We start from the raw sequence: 22,657 nt of genomic DNA, 5'->3' as shown, positions 1-22,657 counted from the left end.
CTGCGCGCCCGATCGCCCCGCCAACTCCGGGTAAATCGGCGTGAGCCTCACTGTCCCGAGGCTTGCCGCGCGGACCGAACTTACCCCGCGTGCTACCATCAAATCCGTTTTTTCTTATTGCCCCGCCGGTCTTATGGTCAAACGCCGCTCCTTCCTCGCCTCCACTTCCGCCGCCGCCGCGCTGGCAGCCCTGGGTCTCACGCCGCCGGTGCTGGCCGCAGATCGTCTCAAACTCGGCAAGGCCTCGCCATTTTCGTTCGACGGACTGATCGACCAGGCTCGCGCACTGTCGGGCAAGCCTTATGTGGCGCCGCCGTCGCCGCCCAGGGACATTCTCGACAAAATCAATTACCAGGCGCTCGGGCACGTCAAATTCAATACGGACCATGCATTGTTCGCGAATGGGCCAGGCCAATTTCCCGTGACGTTTTTTCCGCTCGGCAAATTCTTCCCGGTTGCCGTGCACATGCATGTCGTCTCGCACGGCGCGGCCGGTGCCAAGGCGCGTGAAATCATTTATGACGCGTCCGACTTCCACATGCCGGCCGATAGTCCGGCACGCCAGTTGCCGCCCGGTAGCGGATTTGCGGGTTTTCGTTTTCAGGAAAGCCGGCTGGGCGACCAGCACAAACTCGATTGGCGCAAGAACGACTGGGTCGCATTTCTTGGTGCTTCCTATTTCCGTGCGATCGGGGCGCTCTACCAATATGGTCTGTCGGCTCGCGGCATCGCCATCAACGTCGCGCAGGCCGGGCAGCCGGAGGAATTTCCGAACTTCACCAATTTTTACTTCGAGACCCCCACGTCAGATAGCGACACGGTCACCGTCTACGCGCTGCTCGACGGGCCGAGCATCACCGGCGCGTATCGCTTCGTCATGCAGCGCGCCAAGGGGGTGCTGATGGACATCGATGCGGCGTTGTTTCTGCGGCGCGACGTCGCGCGCCTGGGTATCGCGCCGGCCACGTCGATGTACTGGTTCTCCGAGACGGCCAAGGGCGCAGGGGTCGATTGGCGCCCCGAAGTTCATGACTCGGATGGCCTGGCGATGTGGACCGGGGCGGGCGAGCACATCTGGCGCCCGCTGAACAATCCGCCGCACACCACCGCCTCGGCGTTCACCGACGATAACCCGCGCGGTTTCGGCCTGCTGCAGCGCGACCGCAATTTCGATCACTACCTCGACGGCGTGCATTACGAGCGGCGCCCGAGTCTGTGGGTCGAGCCGCTCGAAGGGTGGGGCGCGGGTACCGTGCAATTGGTGGAAATTCCCACTGATGACGAAATTCACGACAACATCGTCGCCATGTGGGTGCCCAAGGCGCCGGCCAAGGCGGGCGACAACTACCGCTTGCGCTACCGGCTTTATTGGCTGGCCGACGAGCCTTTCCCGAGTCCGCTCGCGCGCTGTGTGGCGACCCGCCTGGGGCGGGGCGGCCAACCGGGCCTGCCGCGACCCAAGGGAGTGCGCAAGTTCGTCGTCGAGTTTCTGGGCAAGCCGCTCGAAAAGTTGCCCTTCGGCACGCTGCCCGAGGCGGTGCCGTGGGCCTCGCGCGGCACGTTCTCGTACGTGTTCACCGAGGCGGTGCCCGACGGCGTGCCCGGACACTGGCGCGCGCAATTCGATCTGAAGGTCGACGGCAAGGCGCCGGTCGATATGCGGCTGTACCTGAAGCTGGGCGATCAAACGCTGACCGAGACCTGGCTGTATCAGTACTATCCGTTCGATTCCACTGACGTCTACGGGGCGTGAGGACGAGATGCCAGATCATTACCGGTACCTGATTCTGGGCCTATGGGCCGCCTGGCTCATTTACTGGAGCGTCTCGGCGCTCAACGTAAAGACCACCCGGCGCCGGGAAAGCCTGCTGTCTCGGGCCGGCCACGGCGTGCCGTTGCTGATTGCCGCGTGGCTATTGGTCACGCCGCGCCTGTCCGGCGGCATGCTCGGCGCCCGCTTCATGCCGGCGGGGCCTGCCGGGTCGCTCGCCGGCACCGGGCTCGTCCTGCTCGGACTGCTGTTCACGGTGTGGGCGAGGGTACACCTGGGGCGCAACTGGAGCGGTATCGTCACCCTCAAGCAGGACCACGAACTGATTCGCAGCGGCCCGTATCGCTGGGTACGCCATCCGATCTACACCGGCCTGCTGCTGGCGTTCATCGGCTCCGCAATCGCGCTGGGCCAATGGCGTGGCGGGCTTGCCGTGCTGCTTGTCTTCGCCGCGCTGTGGCGCAAGTTGCGCCTGGAAGAGCGCTGGATGATCGAAACCTTCGGGGCTGCCTACACCTCCTATCGCAACGAAGTCGCCGCGCTGATACCGTTCGTGCTGTGACGAGCCCTGGTCCAGGCGTTTGCCGGCAGGTCAAGCTGCGCTATGCTGTCGTGCACCTCCATGGCAGAGCGAGACGATGGCGATCCTTGGCAACAGGAACCTCCTGCGGGCACGTGACGGGCATGAGGCCCATGTCTCGTTTGCCGAGCTTTTCTTCGACCTGATTTACGTTTTTGCGGTGACGCAGTTGTCGCACCGCCTGTTGGGCAATCTGACGCTGCTCGGCGCGCTGCAAACCCTGGTGCTCTGGTTTGCCGTCTGGCTCGGCTGGCAATACACCTGCTGGGTGACAAACTGGTTCGATCCCGAGACTCTGCCGGTACGCCTGCTGCTGTTCGGCGTGATGTTGGTGGGGCTGTTCATGGCTGCGAGCATTCCGGGAGCCTTCGGTGCGCGCGGCCTGGTGTTTGCCGGTTGCTACGCGGCGATCCAGATCGGGCGTACCCTGGCCGTGGTGCTGCACCTCGGCCCGCGTCATGCGCTGGCCCCGAATTTTCGCCGCATCCTCGGGTGGACGTGCATCGCCGGCCTGTTCTGGATCGCCGGCGGCCTGTCTTCCGGTTCGCCACGGCTGCTGCTCTGGACGGTGGCTGTGGGCGGTGAATACATCGCGCCGATGATCGGCTTCTGGCTGCCGGGGCTGGGCCGCTCGCGCACGGCCGAGTGGACCATCGAAGGCGGGCATCTGGCCGAGCGTTGCCAGCTGTTCGTCATTATGGCGCTGGGTGAATCGATTCTCGTGACCGGTGCCACTATCAGTCATACGCTGCAATGGCAGGCACCGGTGATCGCCGCGGGCCTGGTGACATTTGTCGGCAGCCTGGCCATGTGGTGGGTGTATTTCGATACCGGCAGCAAGGCCGGCAGCGCAGCAATTGCGCAGGCGCGGGATCCGGGCCGGGTCGGCGCTTATTTCCATTACATTCATGTCCTTATCGTCGGCGGCGTGATCGTCAGCGCAGTCGGCAACGAACTGGTCATCGCGCATCCAGCCGCGCCGACGAGTCAGACGGCGATTGCCGTGTTGCTGGGCGGACCGGTGCTTTATCTGTTCGGCAATGGTCTCTACAAGACGGTCGTCTATGGCCGGTTTCCGCTTTCACATATCGCCGGACTGGCGTCGCTGTGTGCGCTCGCGCTGTTCGCGCGCCTGAGCGAACTCCTGCCGGCTGGTGTTGTGGTGATGCTTGTGCTGATCATCGTGGCCGCTTGGGAAAGCCTGTCACGGCGTACCGGCGAGCGGATTGGATCGGCACGCTGACGGCGAGGGCGCCCGCACGGCCCACGCACGCATCGCGTGGGCAAGCGTGCCCGCTTTCGGCCGATCTGCCATGAATCGGCCGGGCGGCCGACCAACACCGCATATGTTTCGCTTGCCGCGTTCGCTGCCCTGATCGGTGTCGGGGCGTTACCCGTTGCCTCACCCAGCCTGGCACTCACCTTGATCCCGGCGGAGCGCGCTGCGTCCGCCTCGCCGATGCCTGGCCGCCCTTTGCATGATGGACGTAAACCCGCTTGGTCATTTGATCTTATTGTGATATACAGTATTTTCAATGTGTAATATGTATTTCCAGTCAAACTTCTCCGCCCGTTGCGCCGAAGCCGACTGTCCGGCTGCCTGCGTGCTTGCTGCGACGTCAGCCGACGCTGGCGCGAGCGTCAGCGAGCAGCACCCTGAAAACGGTTTATCGGACATAGGGGACACAAACCGATGCCTACCGAAACGCCCGCCGAAATCCGTCTGGCGACCGTCACCCTGGCGCTGGCGCCGATCAATGCGGCCGCCTCTTTGCGCGACCAGGCCTATGCCAGGCTGAAGCAGGCGATTGCACAAACCGATATCTATGGCACGCGTGAGGAAATCCGGCTCGACGAGAAAGAATTGACCGAAGCGCTTGGCGTGAGCCGCACGCCAATCCGCGAAGCCATGACGCTGCTCGAGCAGGAGGGTTTTCTGCGCACGGTGCCGCGGCGCGGCGTGTACATTCTGCGCAAAACGAAAAAAGAGATCGTCGAAATGATTCACATGTGGGCTGCGCTGGAGGGCGCCGCCGCGCGGCTGGCGACCCTGCGCGCGCCGGACGAGGACATCGCCACGCTGCGCCGCATGTTCATTCATTTCGGCAGCAAGACGCCAGTCGATCAGATCGAGGAGTACTCGGAGGCGAACATCACGTTCCACCAGGCGATTGTCGAACTGTCCCAGTCGCCCATCATCGTCGACACCATCAAGAACATATTCATGCACGTGCGGGCCATTCGGCGCATGACCATCGCCCAAAGCGATCGCGCCTCGCGCTCGATCGTCGATCACATGAACATCATTGAAGCGCTCGAGCGGCGCAATACCGAACTGGTCGAGCGCCTTGTGCGGGAGCATTCGCTCGAACTCGCTGCATTCGTCGACGCGCACTGCGATTTCCTTGACTGACTAAATGCGCTTCCAATTGAATTTGGTATGTGGTGTACAAAAAATACCATAAATCCTTCACCGAAAAGCGCTGCTGCATGCTTTTGTGAAACCGCATTTTCTTTAGGGAATATTTTGTGCGGCGCAAAGGAAAATTTTATAAATATGTTTTTAATCATATAAATAAATAATTGCTTCAATGCAGCATAAAAAATTCTTGGCAAAAAACGCTTGACTAATATTGTGTATGGAATATTGTATATCACAAATTACGCAACGCTCCGCCAAGGAGGAGACTCATGTCAGAAGTAGTTCAGACCCCGATGCAGTCGACCACAGCCGAAGACACGCTGAAGCAAAAAAGCCGGGAAGCCGGGGTGGTATCCGGAGGCCATCTGGTGGCCAAGGCGCTCAAGGCGGAGGGGGTGGATACGATCTTCACGCTGTGCGGGGGTCACATCATCGACATCTACGATGGCTGCGTGGATGAAGGCATCCGGATCATCGACGTTCGCCACGAGCAGGTGGCCGCGCACGCGGCCGACGGCTACGCGCGGCAAACCGGCAAGCTGGGATGTGTGGTGACCACGGCGGGGCCGGGGTGCACCAATGCGGTCACGGGGGTGGCCACCGCATTTCGCTCGGAGAGCCCGGTGCTGCACATTGGCGGGCAGGGCGCGCTCACGCAGCACAAGATGGGCTCGCTGCAGGATCTGCCGCACGTCGACATGATGGCGCCGATCACAAAATTCTCGGCCAGCATCCCGAGCACCGAGCGGGTGGCGGACATGATCTCGATGGCCGCGCGGGAGTGCTTCAACGGCGCGCCGGGCCCGGCGTACCTGGAGATTCCGCGCGACGTGCTGGACCGGGAGGTGGATCTGGCCAAGGCGGTACTGCCCAAGCCGGGGCACTACCGTGCGTCGACCAAATCGGTGGGAGATCCGCGCGACATCGAAAAGCTCGCGGACCTGCTGGTCGATGCCGAGCGCCCGGCCATCCTGTTCGGCCAGCAAGTGTGGACCGCGCGCGGGCACCAAGAAGCGATCGCGCTGCTGCGCGGGCTCGACATCCCGGGGTACTTCAACGGCGCCAGCCGTGGGCTGCTGCCGCCGGGCGATGCGCACCACTTCGACCGTACGCGCTCGCAGGCATTTGCCAACGCGGACGTGCTGGTGATCGTAGGCACGCCGTTCGACTTCCGCATGGGCTACGGCAAGCGCATCAGCCGCGAGCTCAAGCTGGTGCAAATCGACATGGACTACCGCACGGTGGGCAAGAACCGGGACATCGACCTGGGGCTGGTGGGCGATCCTGGGGCGATTCTCGGGGCGGTGCTGCAGGCTGCGGGCGGGCGCATCAAGAACGACAAGCGGCAGGCGCGGCGGCAGTGGATGAAACAACTGAGCGAAGCCGAGGCGGTGGCGCTGGACAAGGTGATGCCGCTGTTCCGGTCGGAAAACACGCCGATCCATCCGTACCGGGTGGCATATGAGCTCAACGAATTCCTGGGCGAGGACACCATCTACATCGGCGATGGCGGGGACGTGGTGACGATCTCGGCGCAGGCGGTTCGCCCGCGCAATCCGGGACAGTGGATGGACCCGGGAGCGCTGGGCTCGCTGGGGGTGGGCACGGGCTTTGCGATCGCCGCGGGGCTGGCCAATCCGGGCAAGGAAGTGCTGTGCTACTACGGCGACGGGGCGTTCAGCATGACCGCGTTCGACATGGAGACGGCCAACCGGTTCGGGGTGCCGTACCTGGCGGTGGTGGGCAACAACTCGGCGATGAACCAGATCCGCTACGGGCAGCTGGCCAAGTACGGAGCGGAGCGAGGCAACGTGGGCAACTTGCTGTCGGACGTGCCGTTCGGGCGCTTCGCGGAGATGCTGGGCGGCTACGGCGAGGAAGTGCGCGATCCGGCGCAGATCGCCGGGGCGCTGCGGCGCGGGCGCGAGGCGATCGCCAAGACGGGCCGCTCGGCGGTCATCAACATCTGGGTCGATCCGAGCGAGTACGCGCCCGGCACCAAGAATCAGACGATGTACAAGTAAGAGCACCGCCCGCATGCCCGACCGATCGGGTATGTCGGCATCCTGCATCACTTCAAACAACTAACGGTAGATATTGAGGAGTCACCGACGATGGACATGCCACTCAAAGGAATCAGGATTATCGACTTCACTCACGTGCAGGCCGGGCCTGCCTGCACGCAGATGCTGGCGTGGTTCGGCGCTGATGTGATCAAGGTCGAACGCCCCGGGGCGGGCGATGTGACACGCAGCCAGTTGCGCGACATCCCCGACGTCGATGCGCTGTACTTCACGATGCTCAACAGCAACAAGCGATCGCTGACGCTGGACACCAAGAAACCCGAAGGCAAGGAGGTGCTGGAAAAGCTGATCCGGGAATCCGACGTGCTGGTGGAAAACTTCGGCCCGGGCGCGCTCGATCGCATGGGTTTCTCTTGGGAGAACATCAAGAAACTCAACCCGAAGATGATCGTGGCCTCGGTCAAGGGCTTCAGCGACGGGCATCACTACGACGATCTGAAGGTGTATGAAAACGTCGCGCAATGCGCCGGCGGTGCGGCTTCCACCACCGGCTTCTGGGACGGCCCTCCCACCATCAGCGCGGCGGCGCTGGGCGACAGCAACACCGGCATGCATCTGGCGATCGGCATCCTGACCGCCCTGATCGGCCGCGACAAGACCGGCAAGGGGCAAAAGGTGGCGGTCTCGATGCAGGACAGCGTCTTGAACCTGTGCCGGGTGAAGCTGCGTGACCAGCAACGCCTGGACCGGCTCGGCTACCTCGAGGAATATCCGCAATATCCGATCCGCGAAGATGGAAAGTATGGCAAATTCACCGACGTCGTGCCGCGCGGCGGCAATGCGGGCGGTGGCGGCCAGCCGGGCTGGGTGCTCAAGTGCAAGGGCTGGGAAACCGATCCGAACGCCTACATTTACTTCACCATCCAGGGGCATGCCTGGGCACCGATCTGCAACGCGATCGGCAAGCCCGAGTGGATCGACGATCCGGCCTACAACACGGCCAAGGCGCGCCAGCCCCATATCTTCGACATCTTCGCGACCATCGAGGCATGGCTGGCCGACAAGACCAAATTCGAGGCGGTCGATATCCTGCGCAAGTACGACATTCCGTGCGCGCCGGTGCTGACCATGAAAGAACTGGCCAACGACCCGTCGCTGCGCGCCAGCGGCACGATCACGGAAGTGCCGCATAAGGAGCGCGGCACCTATCTTACCGTTGGCAGTCCGATCAAGTTCTCCGAAATGAAACCGGAGATCACCTCCTCGCCGTTGTTGGGCGAGCATACCGACGAGGTGCTGGCCGGCCTGGGCTACAGCCAGGAGCAAATCGCCAAAATGCGCGACGGCCAAGTGGTTTGATGCCCGCGCTCAGACGTGTTATAGGAAAGCAGTAGGGCGCCAGGCTCGGCGCCGGCGCGGGCGGCATCCTTGCGGGTGCCGCCCGCGTTTGACTGAAAATGCCAAAACATTGGGGTACAGCCATGCAAGGAAGCATCGATTTCGAACAACTGGTCGCGGCCGTCGGTGACGCCGTCGTCGTCTCGGACGCCAGCGGCGCGATCACGGTATGGAACGCCGCGGCCGAGCGCATGTTCGGCTTCACGGCCGCCGAAGCGCTCGGGCAGTCGCTGGATCTGATGATTCCTCAACGCTTGCGCGAGCGCCACTGGGAGGGTTATCACAAGACCATGGCGACTGGCCAGACCCGGTATGGCAGCGACGTGCTGCGCGTGCCCGCCGTGCACAAGGATGGGCGAGCGCTATCGATCGCATTCACGGTCGCGTTGCTGTACTCCGCGCAGCAGCAGGTGAGCGGCATCGTCGCGGTGATTCGTGACGAGACGGCCCGCTTCCAGGAAGACCGCAATTTACGCAAGCGCCTGGCCGAACTGGAGGCCCAGGTGGTCAGTCAGTAAGCGAGGCAAGGCGAGACGAGACGCGCCGTCCCATCCGGGACGGTCGCGACGCGTCATGTCAATGCGTCTCGAGCGATTGCGTCGAGGCGATCTTGATCGGGCCTGCCGGAGCACGCCGTTTTTCGGCCAGCGCCACCAGTTCACCGACGATACCGCGGCGGAAGGCGAGCACGCAGAGGATAAAGATCAGGCCGATGACGATGGTCACGGACTCGCCCAGGGACTGGAACCAGGCGATGCCGGTGAGGTTGGCCAGCCACATGCCGATGTCGCCGAGCTTGTTTTGCAGCAGCACGATGATCAGCGCCCCCAGCACCGGGCCGAACAGGGTGCCCAGGCCGCCGACGAGCGTCATCAGGATCACCATGCCCGAGAGCGTCCAGTGCACGTCCGAGAGCGTCTCGAAGCCCAGCACCAGCGTGTTGGTGGCCCCGGCCAGCGCCGCGAGCGTGGCCGAGAGCACGAACGCCAGCAGCTTGAAGCGGTCGGTGTCGTAGCCCAGCGAGATCGCGCGCGGCTCGTTTTCCTTGATCGCCTTGAGGATCTGCCCGAAGGGCGAGTGGACCACCCGCATGATGAACAGGAACGCCGCCGCGCAGATCAGCAGCACCACGTAGTACAGCACCAGGTCATTGCCCAGCGGCAGCAGGTCGAACAGCTTGCCGCGCGGCACCCCCTGCAGCCCGTCCTCGCCCCCGGTGAAGGGCGCCTGCAGGCAGAAGAAGTAGATCATCTGCGCCAGCGCCAGCGTGATCATGGCGAAGTAGATGCCCTGGCGCCGGATCGCCAGCAGCCCGAACACCAGCCCCAGCACCGCCCCGGCCAGCACCCCCGCGAGCAGCCCCAGCTCGGGCGTGAGGCCCAGGTTGCGCAGCGCATAGCCGGCGATGTAGCCGGCCGTGCCGAAGAACGCCGCATGGCCGAACGAGAGCAGCCCCGTGTAGCCCAGCAGCAGGTTGAAGGCGCACGCGAACAGCGCAAAGCACAGCACCTTCATCACGAACACCGGATAGGCCCCCAGCCAGGGCGCGGCCACCAGGCCCAGCAGCAGAATCGAGTACAGCACACGTCGTTGCATCTTCGCCCCTTATTTTTCCTTGCCAAACAACCCGGCCGGGCGCACCAGCAGCACCAGCACCATGATGACGAACACCACCGTGGCCGAACCCTGCGGATACAACACGTTGGTAAAGCCCTCGACCACCCCCAGCAGCAGCCCCGTGATGATCGAGCCGGCGATCGAGCCCATCCCGCCGATGACCACCACCGCGAACACCGTGATGATCATGTGCTGGCCCATGAGCGGCTGCACCTGGATCACCGGCGCGGCCAGCACCCCGGCCAGCGCCGCCAGCGCCACCCCGAACCCGTAGGTCAGCGTGACCATGCGCGGCACGTTGACCCCGAACGCCTCGACCAGCTTCGGGTTTTCCGTGCCCGCGCGCAGATACGCCCCGATCTTGGTCTTCTCGATCAGGAACCAGGTCAGCGCGCACACCCCGAGCGAGGCCACCACCACCCACGCCCGGTAGTTGGGCAGGTACATGAAGCCCAGGTTGGTGGCCCCCGAGAGCAGGTCCGGTGCATCGAACGACTGGCCCGAGACCCCGTAGATCGAGCGGAAGATCCCCTCGATGACCAGCGTGATGCCAAAGGTCAGCAGCAGCCCGTAGAGGTGATCGAGCTTGTAGATCCAGCGCAGCAGGCTGCGCTCGAGCAGCACGCCGAACAGCCCCACCACCAGCGGCGCGAGCAGCAGCATCCACCAGTAATTGAGCCCCAGGTAGTTCACCCCCATCCAGGCCACCATCGCCCCCAGCATGAAGAGTGCCCCGTGGGCGAAGTTGATCACGTTGAGCAGCCCGAAGATGACCGCCAGGCCCAGGCTCAACATCGCATAGAAGGAACCGTTGACCAGCCCCAGCAGCAATTGGCTGAGGAGCTCCGGTGCGGATATGCCGAACAGTGCCATCGAAGATCGCCGATTCTTGATTACTCGTTGATTCTCATGCCGCACCGACCCCGGCGCGGCTCGTCCCACCCCGGCGGCAGCCCCCGCGATTGGGGGAGCCGCCGCCGTCTCTCACACACCCGCCCGGCTTACTTCTTGAGCAACGGGCACTTCGACTCGGCCACCGTGGTGAAGGCCTGCTCACCCGGGATGGTGGCGACCACCTTGTAGTAGTCCCACGGCTTCTTCGACTCGTCCGGCGCCTTGACCTGCATCAGGTACATGTCGTGGATCATCAGCCCGTCGCCGCGGATGTAGCCCTTGGCGAACATGTCGTCGATCTTCATCTTCTTGAGCTCGGCCATCACCTTGCCCGAGTCGGTCGTGCCCACCGCCTTGACCGCCTTCAGGTAGGTCATGGTCGCCGAGTAGTCACCGGCCTGCAGCATGCTCGGCATCTTGTGCATCTTCGCGTAGTAGCGCTCGGCGAATTTGCGCGAGGCGTCGCTCTGGTTCCAGTACCAGGCCGTGGTCAGGTACATGCCCTGCGTGGTCGGCAGCCCCAGGCTGTGAATGTCGTTGATGAACACCAGCAGCCCCGCCAGCTTCATCTTCTTGTTCACGCCGAATTCCTTGGCCGCCTTGATCGCGTTGTCGGTGTCCCCGCCCGCGTTGGCCAGGCCCAGCACCTGCGCGCCCGAGGCCTGCGCCTGCAGCAGGTACGACGAGAAGTCCGAGGCCGACAGCGGGTGCTTGACCTCACCCAGCACCTTGCCCCCCTCGGCCTTGACCACCGCCGCGGTCGAGCTCTCCAGCGCATGCCCGAACGCGTAGTCCGCCGTCAGGAAGTACCACGTCTTGCCGCCGGCCTTGACGATCGCCGAGCCCGTGCCGCGCGCCAGCGCCACCGTGTCGTACGCATAGTGCACCCCGTACGGCTGGCACTGCGCGCCGGTCAGCGCATCGGTGCCCGCGCCCACGTCGATGAACACCGTCTTCTTCTCCTGCGAGACTTTGTTCACCGCCAGCCCGATCCCCGAGTTGGTGCCGCCCAGCAGCATCGTCACCCCGTCCCGGTCGATCCATTGGCGCGCCTTCGAGGCCGCCACGTCCGCCTTGTTCTGGTGATCGGCATACAGCACCTCGATGGGCTTGCCCAGCACCTTGCCGCCGAAGTCCGCCACCGCCATCTTCACCGCATCGAGCCCGCCCGGGCCGTCGATGTCCGCGTACAGCCCCGACATGTCGGTGATAAAACCGATCTTCACCTGGTTCCCGGCCGCCTGCGCCTGCAGCGCGCCCGCGCCCAGCCCCAGCATCACCGCTGCCGCCAATACCTTCTTGTGCATCTTCATTCCACAGTCTCCTTCTCGGATTTTGTTGTCACGCCAGGCGCTGCGGGCCTCATACCCCCAGCAACTCATGCAGCACCGGCATTTTCGTGCTCAGCTCGGCCGCGCCGAACCGCTCCACGATCCTGCCGTGTTCCATGACATAGAACCGGTCCGCCAACGGCGCGGCAAACCGGAAATTCTGCTCCACCATCACGATCGTGTACCCCTTGGCCTTGAGCGTGACGATCATGCGCGCGAGCGCCTGCACGATCACCGGCGCCAGTCCCTCCGAGATCTCGTCGAGCAGCAGCAGCCGCGCCCCCGTGCGCAGGATCCGCGCCACCGCCAGCATCTGCTGCTCGCCGCCCGACAGCCGCGTGCCCTGGCTGTGGCGCCGCTCGTACAGGTTCGGAAACATCGCGTAGATCTCCTCGAGCGACATCGCCTGCGCGCGCGGGCCCACCAGCGGCGGCAGCAGCAGGTTCTCCTCGCACGAGAGCGCCGCAAAAATCCCGCGCTCCTCCGGGCAGTACCCGATGCCGCGGTGCGCGACCTGGTGCGTCGACAGCTGAATCGTCTCCGCCCCGTCGACCCGGATCGAGCCCTGGCGCCGCCCCGTCAGGCCCATGATCGCGCGCAGCGTCGTGGTGCGCCCCGCGCCGTTGCGCCCGAGCAGCGTGACCACCTCGCCGTGATTGACCGACAGGTCCACCCCGTGCAGGATGTGCGACTCCCCGTACCAGGCCTGCAGCCCCTCCAGTTCCAGCGCCGGCGCGCTCGCGCCGCCCGCCTTGCCCTCGCTTGCCGTGCTCACCCGTGCGCCCCCTCCAGCTCGGCCTCGGCCGTGCCCATGTATGCCTGCATCACCTGCGGGTTCTTCGACACCTCCGCATAGGCCCCCTCGGCCAGGATCTCTCCGCGCTGCAATACTGTGATGGTGTCCGAAATACCCGCGATCACGCTCATGTTGTGCTCGACCATCAGAATCGTGCGCCCGGCCGAGACCTTCTTGATCAGCGCCGTGACCCGGTCCACGTCCTCGTGACCCATGCCCTGGGTGGGCTCGTCGAGCAGCATCAGCTCCGGCTCCATCGCCAGTGTCGTGGCAATCTCCAGCGCACGCTTGCGCCCGTACGGCAGCTCCACGGCCAGCGTGTGCGCGTATTCGGCCAGCCCCACCTCGCCCAGCAGCGCCATCGCCTGCTCGTCGAGCACCGCCAGCGAGGCCCCGCCGCGCCAGAAATGAAACGCCGTGCCCAGGCGCCGCTGCAGCCCCACCCGCACGTTCTCCAGCACGCTCAGGTGCGAGAACACCGCCGAGATCTGAAACGAACGGATGATGCCGCGCCGCGCAATCTGCGCCGGACGCTCATGCGTGATGTCCTCGCCGTTGAACAGGATCTGCCCCGCGCTGGGCTCCAGAAATTTGGTGAGCAGGTTGAAGCACGTCGTCTTGCCCGCCCCATTGGGCCCGATCAACGCATGGATCGTGCCCCGCGCCACCCGCAGGTCCACCCCGTTGACAGCCGTAAAACCGCGGAAGCCCTTGCTCAGGCCTCGGGTCTCTAAAATGTATTTTGACGAATTCATGTCTCCAACCACGCTTTCACGCTTTATTTGTCGTGCCGCCGGGATTCGGCGCTGACTCCACCTCAGCGGGCGAGATCGCCCGTTGCTTTTGTCCCGTTACGGCCGGATGGAGTAGAGCAAAACGCGTGCCAGCAATGCGCGATGCACCAATAGCCCGTGCGCCGGGCGTTTGAAGCCGGCCCGGCGATGCCGGTGTGCCGCGGATGTCTCGATTGCGAGACAAAGGTTCTCGATGGCTGGACAAATTCGTCGCGGCCGGCGCATGTGCGTTTCTACGGATGGAGACGAACCGGGGCTTGCGCTATGCTTGCCGCGGTTTGCTGCGCGCCAGTGCCGGGTTTGGCTCAAGGTCGCGCGCGATGACTCGATATCGAGGCGCTTGATGACGTTACAGAACGACGACATAACATTGATGATTGCCACTGCGGCCGGCAGCCGGGCGGTCGACGCCCAATCCGGCGCCGCGTCGCGACAAGGCAGGCCCGACGATGCCCGGCCACGGGGGCTCGGAGCGCCGCAACACGCTTCGTCAGACTATGCGCGCCTGCGACTGCTGGCGATGCGCTCGCTTTTCGAGACGTTCGAATGCGCCAGCGAGGGCACCCTGATTGTCGATCGCGATGCGCGCATCGTCTGGATGAACGAGCGATATGCGCGTCGTTTCGGCCTGGAGTGCGCCGAGGACGCGATCGGCCGCTCCTGCGAGTCGGTGATCCCGCACAGCCGCATGCGTGAGGTGGTGCAAAGCGGCGAACCCATTTTGCTCGATATTCTCGAGGGCGAGGCCGACCCCCTGGTGGTATTGCGCCTGCCGATCAAGGACGAGCACGGGCAAACCATCGGCGCGATCGGGGTTGCCCTGTTCGACAAGCTGCGCTCCCTGTCGCCGCTGCTCTCGCGCTACTCGCTGATGCAGGCCCAGCTTGCCCGCGCGCACGAGACACTCAAGCGCGAGCGGCGTTCGAAATACTCGTTTGCCAGTTTCGTCGGCACCAGCACGCCGACGCTGGAGCTCAAGCGCCACGCGCGCCGCGCGGCGGCCACCGAATCGCCCATTTTGCTGCTCGGCGAGACCGGCACCGGCAAGGAGCTGCTGGCCCATGCGATTCACGCCACGTCCCAGCGGGCGCACAAGACCTTCGTCAGCGTAAATCTGGCGGCAATCCCCGAAGCGCTGCTCGAGGCCGAGTTTTTCGGCGCGGTCGCCGGCGCATACACCGGCGCCGATCGCAAGGGCCGGCCCGGCAAGTTTCAGGCGGCGCAGGGCGGCACGCTATTTCTCGACGAAGTGGGCGATATGCCGCAGCAAGTGCAGGCCAAGCTGCTGCGCGTGCTGCAGGAAAAGGAGTTCGAGCCGCTCGGCTCCAATGAGGTTATCCATGCCGACGTGCGCATTATCGCGGCGACCTCGCGCGATCTGCACGAGGAAGTGCGGCAAGGCCGCTTTCGTGCCGACCTGTTCTATCGGCTCAATGTGCTCACTGTAGCGGTGCCGCCGCTGCGCGACCGGTTGGAGGACATCGAGGTGCTGTGCGAGGCGATCTTTGCCGACCTGTTGTCGCAAGGCGGGTACGAAAGCGCGGTGCTGTCGCAAGGGGCGTTGACCGTGCTGCAGCAATATGACTGGCCGGGCAATGTGCGCGAATTGCGCAATGTGCTCGAACGCGCGCTGCTGGCCGCCGACGGCGCGCCGCTCGCTGCCGGTGACATCGAAGCGGCCATCGCCGCCGGCATGCGTGTCGAGTCGCCAGCCCCGGCGCACACCTTGCCCAGCGTATCGTCCGGTGCCGGCACCCGTTACGACGACGCGATGGTGCGCTTCGAGCGCGGCCTGATCGAAGACGCCCTGCGCGAGTGCGGCGGCAAGGTGACGGAAGCCGCCAGGCGGCTGGGTATCGGACGCGCCACGCTCTATAAAAAGATGTCGCAGCTTGGTGTGGCCGCGCCTCGCAGCGCCTGAGCCTTGCGCGGTCGCGGCAAGATTCCGATCAGTCTCCGTCTGGAGACAATTTCCCGATTTCGAGACGCAGCGGCGGGCCCGGCGGCCGACAGGCCATTGGCACGCAATTCGCTTTATGCGATCGTGCGTGTTTGCGAAATGCAGCGGCTGTGACCGGGGCCGAGAGATGCCGCGCGCACATTAAACCAGCAAAGGAGATTCGATATGTCACTGCAAGGAAAGACGGCGCTCGTCACGGGATCGACCAGCGGCATCGGCCTGGCGATTGCCGACGCATTGGCCCGGCAAGGCGCGGACGTGATGCTCAACGGTTTTGGCGACCACCGGAGCGCGCAGGCGCAGCTAGCTGCCCACGGGCGTCGCGTGAGCTACCACGGCGCCGACATGAGCAAGCCCGGCGAAATTGCCGACCTGATCGAACAGACCGTAAGCACCTTCGGAGGTATCGATATTCTGGTCAACAACGCCGGGATTCAGCACGTCGCGCCGATCGAGGAGTTCCCGGTCGAGAAATGGGACGCGATCATCGCGATCAATCTCAGTTCGGCATTCCACACCACGCGACTCGCCTTGCCGCACATGCGTGCGGGCCGCTGGGGACGAATCGTCAACGTCGCTTCGGTGCATGGTCTGGTCGGCTCGGTGCAAAAGTCGGCCTATGTCGCGGCCAAGCACGGCATCGTCGGCTTGACCAAAGTGGTGGCGCTCGAGACGGCTGACCAACCGATCACCTGCAACGCTATTTGCCCCGGCTTCGTGCTCACGCCGCTGGTGCAGGAGCAGGTAGCGATGCGCGCGGCTGCACTGTCGGTCGACGACGAGCAGGCCAAGCGGGCGCTGCTGCAGGAGAAGCAGCCGTCCGGCGAATTCGTCGCCCCCGAGCAACTCGCCGGACTGGTCGTTTTTCTGTGCAGCGAGGCGGCCGCGCAAGTGCGGGGCGCGGCCTGGAACATGGACGGCGGCTGGACGGCCCAATAACGCCGGGCCAAGCCGCCGCGCTCACGCGGCGGCGTCGAGCCCGGCGAGCAACTGCTGCACGCCGCGTTGCGCGTCGGCGCGCAATCTGGCGATATCCAGCCCGGGAATGACACCGTCGTCGACGACCACGCGGCCGTTGACGATGCTGGTGCGCACGGCGATCGGCTCGCCGGCGGCCACTGGTGCCACAGCCGGGTCGTGGAAGCCGAAAAAGCGCGGGTGATCGACGTCGTACAGCACCAGGTCGGCGGCCTGGCCAACCTCGAGCGTACCCACCGCGTCAAGACCAAGCACCCGCGCGCCGCCGGCGCTGCCCCAATGAATCACATCCTCGGCGGTGGTCGCCCCCGCACCCTGCGCGGCGCGGTGGATCAGCCACGTCATGTGCGCCTCGCCGATCATGCTGCCGGATTCGTTGGACGCCACGCCGTCGACACCCAGCGAGATCGGAACCCCCGCGGCGGCGAGCTGCGGGATCGGCGCGATACCGCTGCCGAGCCGGCTGTTACTGACCGGGCAGTGCGCGATGCCGGTGCCGGTTTGCGCGAGCAGGGCGATTTCAGACGGCTCCAGGCATACCAGGTGGGCGAACCAGACGTCGCTGCCCAGCCACTCATGGTCGGCGACGAATTCCACCGGCAGGCGGTTATAGCGCTCGCGGCAAAAGCGCACGTAGTTGTCGGTCTCGGACAGGTGCGTGTGCAGGCGCAAGTCCATCGCTCGAGCGGCCCGCGCCAGTTCGCGCAGCAACTCGGGCGGCAGCGAGAAGGTCGGCGTGGTGGGCGCAACCACCACACGCCGCATGGCATCGGGGTGGGCATCGTGATAGCGCGCCTTGAGGCGTTCGAGGTCGGCGAGCATGGTGTCGAGGCTTTCCGGGCGCAGGGCGGTTCTGGAAAATCCCGGATGGTCGCCGGCCGACTGCAGCGCGCCACCGCGGCACAGTACGAAGCGCATGCCGAATTCCTCGGCGATCTCGAACAGCGCGTCGCCCGTCTCGCCGCCGCCACCGGCGTGATACAGATAGTGATGGTCGGCGCAGGTGGTGGCGCCCGAGAGCAGCAGTTCAGCCATGCCCAGGCGCGCCGCGATGCGCGTGAGCTCGGGCGTGAAGCGGGCCAGCCGCGGGTAGGGCACGCTGGCCAGCCACCCCTGCAAGTCCTGGTTCATGCCGTCGGGCACGGCCTTGAGCAGGTTCTGGAAGAGGTGGTGGTGCGTGTTGATCCACCCCGGGTAGACCACGCAGCGGCTGGCGTCGATCACACGGTCGCCGGGCTGCGCCTGCAGGCTGGGGCCGATTGCCGCGATACGGCCGTTTTCGATCCGCAGATCGACGCTGCCGGCGCGTGCGCCCTCTGCGGGCAGGCCGGTCATGACCGCGACCGGGTTGCGAACCAGAAGGTTTTGCCCGCCGACGCGTGGCAGCGGCGCTCTGTTGAAGCTTGCTTGTTGGACTGTCATGCGTATTTCCTTTACCGGGCCCGAGTGGTCAAACGCCGTCGATCGCGCGTTGCGATGCATCGTCCAGCACGTGTTCGGCATGGACCACCGAGCTTTTTAGCCCGTTGAGCAGGCCATTGAGGATGACCGAAACGATGCAGGCGATCACCACACTGCTGTGCAGGAACGGCTGCGTCCATTCAGGCATTTGCTTGAAGACGGCCGGCGCCATGACCGGGATCAGCGCGGTTGCCAGGGTGAAGCCGACGATCAGCACGTTATACCGGTTGTGTTCGTAGTCGACCTTGGACAGCGTCTGCACGCCGGCGGCTACCACCACCCCGAACATCGCCAGACCGGCGCCGCCGAGCGCGGCCGCGGGGGTCGAGGCGAACACCGCGCCGACCTTCGGCACCAGCGCTACCACGCACATCAGGATGCCGCTCACGGCAACCACCCAGCGGCTGCGCACCCCGGTGAGAATCACCACGCCCACGTTTTCCATGAAGGCGATGAACGGAAACGCGGCGAACATCCCGGCGATCGCGCTGGCCAGGCCATTGGCGCGCAGACCCTTGATGACGTCGGCTTCGCTGATGTGCTTGTCGACGATGTCGCCAATGGCGAGAAACAGGCCCATCGACTCGACCATCTGCACGATCATCACGACGATCATGGTGGCAATCGGCACGATGCTGAAAATCGGCGCGCCGAAATGGAATGGATACGGCACCGTCACCCACGGCGCGTGCGCCACGCCGCTGTAGTCGCCCATGCCCAGCGCGCAGGCCAGGCCCGCGCCGACGATCAGGCCGATCAACACCGCCAGATTCCGCATCAACGCGCTGCCGTAGCGGTTGATGCAAAGGATGGTGATCAGCACGATCAGCGACACGGCCAGAAACAGCGGCGCGCCGAAGTGCGGGGTCGTGCGCCCGCCGCCGACCCATTCGTAGGCGACCGGAAACAGCTGGAGGCCGATGACGGTGACGATGCAGCCGGTGACCACGGGCGGGAAGAAGCGCCGCAATCGCCCGACGAAGGGCGCGGCGATCATCGTAAAGACGCCCGCGCCGATGACCGCGCCGCACACACCGGCGAAGCCGACCTGCGGATTGGTGCCGATCGCGATCACCGGGCCTACGCTGCTGAACGCTACCCCCTGGAGAATCGGCAGGCGCACGCCGAATTTCCAGAAGCCCACGGTTTGCATCAAGGTCGCGATGCCCGAACAGAAAAGCGCGGTGCTGATCAGCACGATGGTGTCGGCCTGCGACATCTTCAGCGCCGACGCTACGATCAACGGCACCGCGATAGCGCCGATGTAAGCCACCAGCATATGCTGCAGCCCGAGCGTGATCATTTGCCGCGCGGGCAGAACCTTGTCGACCGGGTGTACGGGTTTGTCCATCGTTGTCTCCTGAATATCGTTATGGATTGGGCGTTGCCGTTCGGCGTTATGCGCCCGTATGGAATAACTCTAGTTCATGCAGCTAAACACGCCTCGAAACGTTGGTTCAAGGCCGCCCGATCGAGGTCGCGTCCAATGAAAACGACACGGCTCGAGCGCGGCTCGCACCCCCACGGCTGGGCGGGGCGAAACTCGATCAAACTATGCACGCCTTGCAGCACGTAGCGATGCTCCTCGCCCTTGACGGCCAGGATGCCTTTCATGCGGAACAGGTCCTCCGAGTCGGCCGCCCGCAGTTCGTCGATCCAGCGCTGCATGGCGGCAATATCGACGTCGGACGACACCTCGATGCCGACCGACGATACGCTCGGGTCGTGCTGGTGGTCATGCGCCTCGTGGGAGAACTCCGCGTGCTCGTGATCCGGTGCGTGTGGCGCGTGATCGCCATGGTCACCGTGGCCGTGCGTGTCGGGATGCTCGGCCTGTTCGGTCTGTCCGGCCGCATGGTCGTCGCCGATCTGCATCAGGCGCTGGGAAACTTCGAAAGCGCCGATGCCAAGGATCTTGCCGAGATCGATCTGCGCGTAGTTCGAGGTGACGATGTCGGCCGTGGCATTCAGGCCGCGGATCCGCTCGGTAAGCGCTTCGATTTCGCGCGCATCGACCAAATCGACCTTGTTGATCACGATGCGGTCGGCGCAGACGATCTGATCGACCGCCTGGTTGTCGATGCCGTCGAGCTTCACGTCATCCAGATGCGCGGTGATGTGCTTGGCGTCGACCATCGTGACGATCGCATCGAGCGTGACCTGGCGGGCGACCGGATCGTCGATGAAAAAGGTTTGCGCCACCGGGTAAGGATCGGCCAGCCCGCTGGTCTCGACGATGATGTGGTCGAGCCGCTCGGGCCGCTCGAGCAGCATCTTGATGATGCGCACGAGATCTTCGCGCACGGCACCCACGCAGCAGATGCAACCGTTGGTCATCTCGTAGATTTCCTCGGTCGATTCGAGCACCAGGCCGCCGTCGATGCCGATTTCGCCAAACTCGTTTTCGATCACGGCGATCTTGCGTCCGTGCTTCTCGCGCAGGATGTAGTTCAACAGCGTGGTCTTGCCCGCGCCGAGGAATCCGGTGAGCACCGTGACGGGGATTTTGTGAGGGTCGTCGTGTGTCATTGGCAAGGTGTTCATGCGTGCTCCTTGGTGATGGATGGGTGTTGCTTACAAATGGGTGAATCGGTGTCTGTCTCGCCCCAGCGCAATGCGGTGCCGGCGTCCAGGCCGAACAGGTCGAGCGCGCGGCCCAGCGTGTGATCCACCATCTGCGCCAGGCTTGCCGGGCGCGCGTAGAAGGCCGGCACCGGCGGCGCGACGATGCCGCCCATTTCGGTGATGCTCAGCATGTTGCGCAGATGCGCCAGGGTCAGCGGCGTCTCGCGCGCGAGCAGCACGAGCGGGCGCCGTTCCTTGAGCGTGACGTCGGCCGCTCGGGTCAGCAGGCTGGACGATGCGCCGCAGGCGATCTCTGCCAGCGTTTTCATCGAACACGGCGCGACGATCATGCCCAACGTGCGAAACGATCCGCTGGCGATGCTGGCGGCGACATTGTCGGCACGGTGGTAGACGTCGGCGCGGGCGACGATGTCGGCGAGCTTGTAATCGGTCTCGTGAGCCATCGTGAGCTGCGCCGCGCGCGTGATTACCAGATGCGTCTCGACATCGAGCGTGCGCAGCAGCTCGAGCAGCCGCGCGCCATAGACGAAGCCGGACGCGCCGCTGATGCCGACCACCAGACGCGTGCGTGGCACCGCCGCCGTCATTCGGGCATTCATGGACGCGCTCCCGCCAGGCGCTGCAGCAAGGTTCGCGCCCGCTCGAGCGCGGCCGTCTCGACCACTGCGCGCTTGCCTTCGAAACGTGAGCCACGCGTGGCATCGATGCCCAGGCGCGAGGTGGTGCCATCGACCGACGACGAAGGATCGAGCGGGCTGCCGGGCAGCCCGTCGACCACGAACAGATCCTGGTGCGGCTGAAAGTGAGTGGCCATCGCCCACAGGACTTGCGCGTCATCGGTGATGTCGATGTCCTGGTCGACTGCGATCACCGTTTTCAGGTACGGGTCCCAGCCGAGCAGGGCGAGCATGATCTGTCGCGCTTCGCCGTCACGCGTCTGATCAAGCGCCACATAGCAGTGGAAATGCGTGCCCGAATTGGGGTAGTGCAGCGCGGTGACCGACGGGAAGCGTGCCTTGAGCTTCTCGCTCATTTCGGCCTCGCGCGGCAGGCGCGCCAGCGTCAGGTGTTCGGCATAGGGGCCGCCGACCACGTCGACCAGCCAGGCATCGCGCCGCCGCATCAGGGTATCGACGCGCAGCACGTTGTTGGTCGAGCGGTCCGACGAGTAGCCGGTGAATTCCCCGAAAGGACCTTCCTCCGCGTAGGCGGACGGATCGATCGCTCCCTCCAGCACGAATTCGGCATAGGCCGGCACGCCAATGCCGTAACGCGGCGTGCGCACCAGCTCGAGCGGCGCGCCCAGCAAGCCACCGGCAATCGTGCGCTCGTCGGTGCCGAACGGCACGCGTGCCGACGCCGCCAGCATGAATAACGGATGCGCGCCGATGACCATCGCCACGCGCAGTTCGTCGCCCCGCGCGCGCGCGGCCTGCAGCATGCGCCACAAATGCCCACGCGAGTGGAGGCTGGTGGCCAGCGCGTTGCGCGCGTGCCGCATCGAGCGGTGATAACTGAGATTGGCAACACCCGTGACCGGATCCTCGGCGATGATCACGGCGTTGGTCACATAAGGGGCGCGATCGCTCTGGAAATGCCTGATCATCGGCAGTTGCGCCAGATCGACGGCGTCGCCCTCGATCACTTCGTCGAGAATCGGTCCGCTGGCCACGTAGCACGGCGCGACGGGCGCGTTAGCGCGCTGCTGATACGCCGCGTGCAACTGGCCGGGTTCAACGCCGAACAGGCGGGCGATGCGCTCGCGCGAGGCGAACACGTTGGTCGCCAGCGGCACGTCCAGACCGTCGACGCGCTCGCACACGACCATGGGATGCCGGTTTTGAGCGGCCAGCTCGACCACCAGGGCAGTCACGTCCTGATCGGCGGACAGCGTCTGGCCAACGGTCAGAACGTCGTCGGGAAAGCAATCGCGGTATGCGTTCACGAATGCGTGAAAGTCCTGCACATTCCGCATCTCGGCAAAAGACCCCAAGGTCATCGTATACCTCTGCAAGAAGCGGGCGCGGATTCCGGGAAAACGCGCC

Annotated in this window: 19 protein-coding genes; 9 read left to right on the top strand and 10 right to left on the bottom strand. The window is 64.7% G+C overall.

The window, feature by feature from the left end; translation table 11 throughout:
* Positions 1-133 precede the first annotated feature (133 nt).
* From PATSB16_RS09650 to PATSB16_RS09620, 7 genes are all read left to right on the top strand, one after another.
* The gene (locus PATSB16_RS09650) at positions 134-1,753 is read left to right on the top strand and encodes an OpgD/OpgG family glucan biosynthesis protein (RefSeq protein WP_047213942.1); all 1,620 of its coding nucleotides are present in this window, start codon (positions 134-136) and stop codon (positions 1,751-1,753) included.
* 7 nt (positions 1,754-1,760) lie between these two features.
* Positions 1,761-2,333, top strand: a complete 573-nt coding sequence (locus tag PATSB16_RS09645) for a methyltransferase family protein (RefSeq protein WP_047213941.1) — start codon at positions 1,761-1,763, stop codon at positions 2,331-2,333.
* A gap of 76 nt (positions 2,334-2,409) precedes the next feature.
* Positions 2,410-3,594: a low temperature requirement protein A gene (locus PATSB16_RS09640; protein WP_047213940.1), complete on the top strand. Its 1,185-nt coding sequence runs from the start codon at positions 2,410-2,412 to the stop codon at positions 3,592-3,594.
* Positions 3,595-4,044: 450 nt separating this feature from the next.
* On the top strand, positions 4,045-4,764 hold the full coding sequence (locus PATSB16_RS09635; RefSeq protein WP_047213939.1) for a GntR family transcriptional regulator: 720 nt from the start codon (positions 4,045-4,047) through the stop codon (positions 4,762-4,764).
* Positions 4,765-5,042: 278 nt separating this feature from the next.
* Positions 5,043-6,797: a thiamine pyrophosphate-binding protein gene (locus tag PATSB16_RS09630; protein ID WP_047213938.1), complete on the top strand. Its 1,755-nt coding sequence runs from the start codon at positions 5,043-5,045 to the stop codon at positions 6,795-6,797.
* A 90-nt stretch (positions 6,798-6,887) separates the two neighbouring features.
* The gene (gene frc / locus PATSB16_RS09625) at positions 6,888-8,156 is read left to right on the top strand and encodes a formyl-CoA transferase (protein ID WP_047213937.1); all 1,269 of its coding nucleotides are present in this window, start codon (positions 6,888-6,890) and stop codon (positions 8,154-8,156) included.
* Between the two features lie 122 nt (positions 8,157-8,278).
* Positions 8,279-8,713 carry a PAS domain-containing protein gene (locus tag PATSB16_RS09620; RefSeq protein WP_047213936.1) on the top strand — a complete coding sequence of 145 codons (435 nt, stop codon included), beginning with the start codon at positions 8,279-8,281 and terminating at the stop codon, positions 8,711-8,713.
* A gap of 58 nt (positions 8,714-8,771) precedes the next feature.
* Here the strand turns inward: PATSB16_RS09620 and PATSB16_RS09615 are convergent, their stop codons facing one another.
* From PATSB16_RS09615 to PATSB16_RS09595, 5 genes are all read right to left on the bottom strand, one after another.
* The gene (locus PATSB16_RS09615) at positions 8,772-9,791 is read right to left on the bottom strand and encodes a branched-chain amino acid ABC transporter permease (protein ID WP_047213935.1); all 1,020 of its coding nucleotides are present in this window, start codon (positions 9,789-9,791) and stop codon (positions 8,772-8,774) included.
* Between the two features lie 9 nt (positions 9,792-9,800).
* Entirely contained in the window at positions 9,801-10,685 is an 885-nt protein-coding gene (locus tag PATSB16_RS09610; RefSeq protein WP_047213934.1) for a branched-chain amino acid ABC transporter permease, read from the bottom strand.
* Positions 10,686-10,813: 128 nt separating this feature from the next.
* On the bottom strand, positions 10,814-12,013 hold the full coding sequence (locus tag PATSB16_RS09605; RefSeq protein ID WP_047216443.1) for an ABC transporter substrate-binding protein: 1,200 nt from the start codon (positions 12,011-12,013) through the stop codon (positions 10,814-10,816).
* Positions 12,014-12,068: 55 nt separating this feature from the next.
* On the bottom strand, positions 12,069-12,812 hold the full coding sequence (locus PATSB16_RS09600) for an ABC transporter ATP-binding protein (protein ID WP_047213933.1): 744 nt from the start codon (positions 12,810-12,812) through the stop codon (positions 12,069-12,071).
* Positions 12,809-13,588, bottom strand: coding sequence for an ABC transporter ATP-binding protein (locus PATSB16_RS09595; protein ID WP_047213932.1), 780 nt, complete (start codon positions 13,586-13,588; stop codon positions 12,809-12,811). The genes PATSB16_RS09600 and PATSB16_RS09595 overlap by 4 nt, the downstream gene beginning before the upstream one ends.
* Before the next feature lie 559 nt (positions 13,589-14,147).
* Between PATSB16_RS09595 and PATSB16_RS09590 the strand changes: the two genes are divergently transcribed.
* Together PATSB16_RS09590 and PATSB16_RS09585 are read left to right on the top strand one after the other, a co-directional pair.
* Positions 14,148-15,548 carry a sigma-54 interaction domain-containing protein gene (locus tag PATSB16_RS09590; protein WP_047216442.1) on the top strand — a complete coding sequence of 467 codons (1,401 nt, stop codon included), beginning with the start codon at positions 14,148-14,150 and terminating at the stop codon, positions 15,546-15,548.
* 204 nt (positions 15,549-15,752) lie between these two features.
* Positions 15,753-16,526 carry a 3-hydroxybutyrate dehydrogenase gene (locus tag PATSB16_RS09585; RefSeq protein WP_047213931.1) on the top strand — a complete coding sequence of 258 codons (774 nt, stop codon included), beginning with the start codon at positions 15,753-15,755 and terminating at the stop codon, positions 16,524-16,526.
* 21 nt (positions 16,527-16,547) lie between these two features.
* Here PATSB16_RS09585 and PATSB16_RS09580 read toward each other — a convergent pair whose 3' ends face one another.
* From PATSB16_RS09580 to PATSB16_RS09560, 5 genes are all read right to left on the bottom strand, one after another.
* Positions 16,548-17,987, bottom strand: coding sequence for an amidohydrolase family protein (locus PATSB16_RS09580; RefSeq protein ID WP_047213930.1), 1,440 nt, complete (start codon positions 17,985-17,987; stop codon positions 16,548-16,550).
* Between the two features lie 28 nt (positions 17,988-18,015).
* Positions 18,016-19,377 carry a nucleobase:cation symporter-2 family protein gene (locus PATSB16_RS09575; RefSeq protein ID WP_047213929.1) on the bottom strand — a complete coding sequence of 454 codons (1,362 nt, stop codon included), beginning with the start codon at positions 19,375-19,377 and terminating at the stop codon, positions 18,016-18,018.
* 74 nt (positions 19,378-19,451) lie between these two features.
* On the bottom strand, positions 19,452-20,570 hold the full coding sequence (locus PATSB16_RS09570; RefSeq protein ID WP_047213928.1) for a CobW family GTP-binding protein: 1,119 nt from the start codon (positions 20,568-20,570) through the stop codon (positions 19,452-19,454).
* On the bottom strand, positions 20,567-21,187 hold the full coding sequence (locus PATSB16_RS09565) for a UbiX family flavin prenyltransferase (RefSeq protein ID WP_156884855.1): 621 nt from the start codon (positions 21,185-21,187) through the stop codon (positions 20,567-20,569). Before PATSB16_RS09565 ends, PATSB16_RS09570 begins: the two co-directional genes overlap by 4 nt.
* Before the next feature lie 20 nt (positions 21,188-21,207).
* Entirely contained in the window at positions 21,208-22,611 is a 1,404-nt protein-coding gene (locus PATSB16_RS09560; protein ID WP_047213926.1) for a UbiD family decarboxylase, read from the bottom strand.
* Positions 22,612-22,657: the final 46 nt, after the last annotated feature.

The organism is Pandoraea thiooxydans, from assembly GCF_001931675.1.
Taxonomy (GTDB): Bacteria; Pseudomonadota; Gammaproteobacteria; order Burkholderiales; family Burkholderiaceae; genus Pandoraea; species Pandoraea thiooxydans.
Note: the sequence above shows the minus strand (reverse complement) of the source record. Positions and strands in the feature narration are given on the sequence as shown.

Coding starts and splice junctions, on each gene's coding strand:
- PATSB16_RS09630 (WP_047213938.1), top strand. CDS start 5,043: ATGTCAGAAGTAGTTCAGACCCCGATGCAGTCGACCACAGCCGAAGAC.
- PATSB16_RS09615 (WP_047213935.1), bottom strand. CDS start 9,791: ATGCAACGACGTGTGCTGTACTCGATTCTGCTGCTGGGCCTGGTGGCC.
- PATSB16_RS09585 (WP_047213931.1), top strand. CDS start 15,753: ATGTCACTGCAAGGAAAGACGGCGCTCGTCACGGGATCGACCAGCGGC.
- PATSB16_RS09605 (WP_047216443.1), bottom strand. CDS start 12,013: ATGCACAAGAAGGTATTGGCGGCAGCGGTGATGCTGGGGCTGGGCGCG.
- PATSB16_RS09610 (WP_047213934.1), bottom strand. CDS start 10,685: ATGGCACTGTTCGGCATATCCGCACCGGAGCTCCTCAGCCAATTGCTG.
- PATSB16_RS09620 (WP_047213936.1), top strand. CDS start 8,279: ATGCAAGGAAGCATCGATTTCGAACAACTGGTCGCGGCCGTCGGTGAC.
- PATSB16_RS09590 (WP_047216442.1), top strand. CDS start 14,148: ATGCGCTCGCTTTTCGAGACGTTCGAATGCGCCAGCGAGGGCACCCTG.
- PATSB16_RS09635 (WP_047213939.1), top strand. CDS start 4,045: ATGCCTACCGAAACGCCCGCCGAAATCCGTCTGGCGACCGTCACCCTG.
- PATSB16_RS09595 (WP_047213932.1), bottom strand. CDS start 13,588: ATGAATTCGTCAAAATACATTTTAGAGACCCGAGGCCTGAGCAAGGGC.
- PATSB16_RS09575 (WP_047213929.1), bottom strand. CDS start 19,377: ATGGACAAACCCGTACACCCGGTCGACAAGGTTCTGCCCGCGCGGCAA.
- PATSB16_RS09580 (WP_047213930.1), bottom strand. CDS start 17,987: ATGACAGTCCAACAAGCAAGCTTCAACAGAGCGCCGCTGCCACGCGTC.
- PATSB16_RS09560 (WP_047213926.1), bottom strand. CDS start 22,611: ATGACCTTGGGGTCTTTTGCCGAGATGCGGAATGTGCAGGACTTTCAC.
- PATSB16_RS09570 (WP_047213928.1), bottom strand. CDS start 20,570: ATGAACACCTTGCCAATGACACACGACGACCCTCACAAAATCCCCGTC.
- PATSB16_RS09650 (WP_047213942.1), top strand. CDS start 134: ATGGTCAAACGCCGCTCCTTCCTCGCCTCCACTTCCGCCGCCGCCGCG.
- PATSB16_RS09645 (WP_047213941.1), top strand. CDS start 1,761: ATGCCAGATCATTACCGGTACCTGATTCTGGGCCTATGGGCCGCCTGG.
- frc (WP_047213937.1), top strand. CDS start 6,888: ATGGACATGCCACTCAAAGGAATCAGGATTATCGACTTCACTCACGTG.
- PATSB16_RS09640 (WP_047213940.1), top strand. CDS start 2,410: ATGGCGATCCTTGGCAACAGGAACCTCCTGCGGGCACGTGACGGGCAT.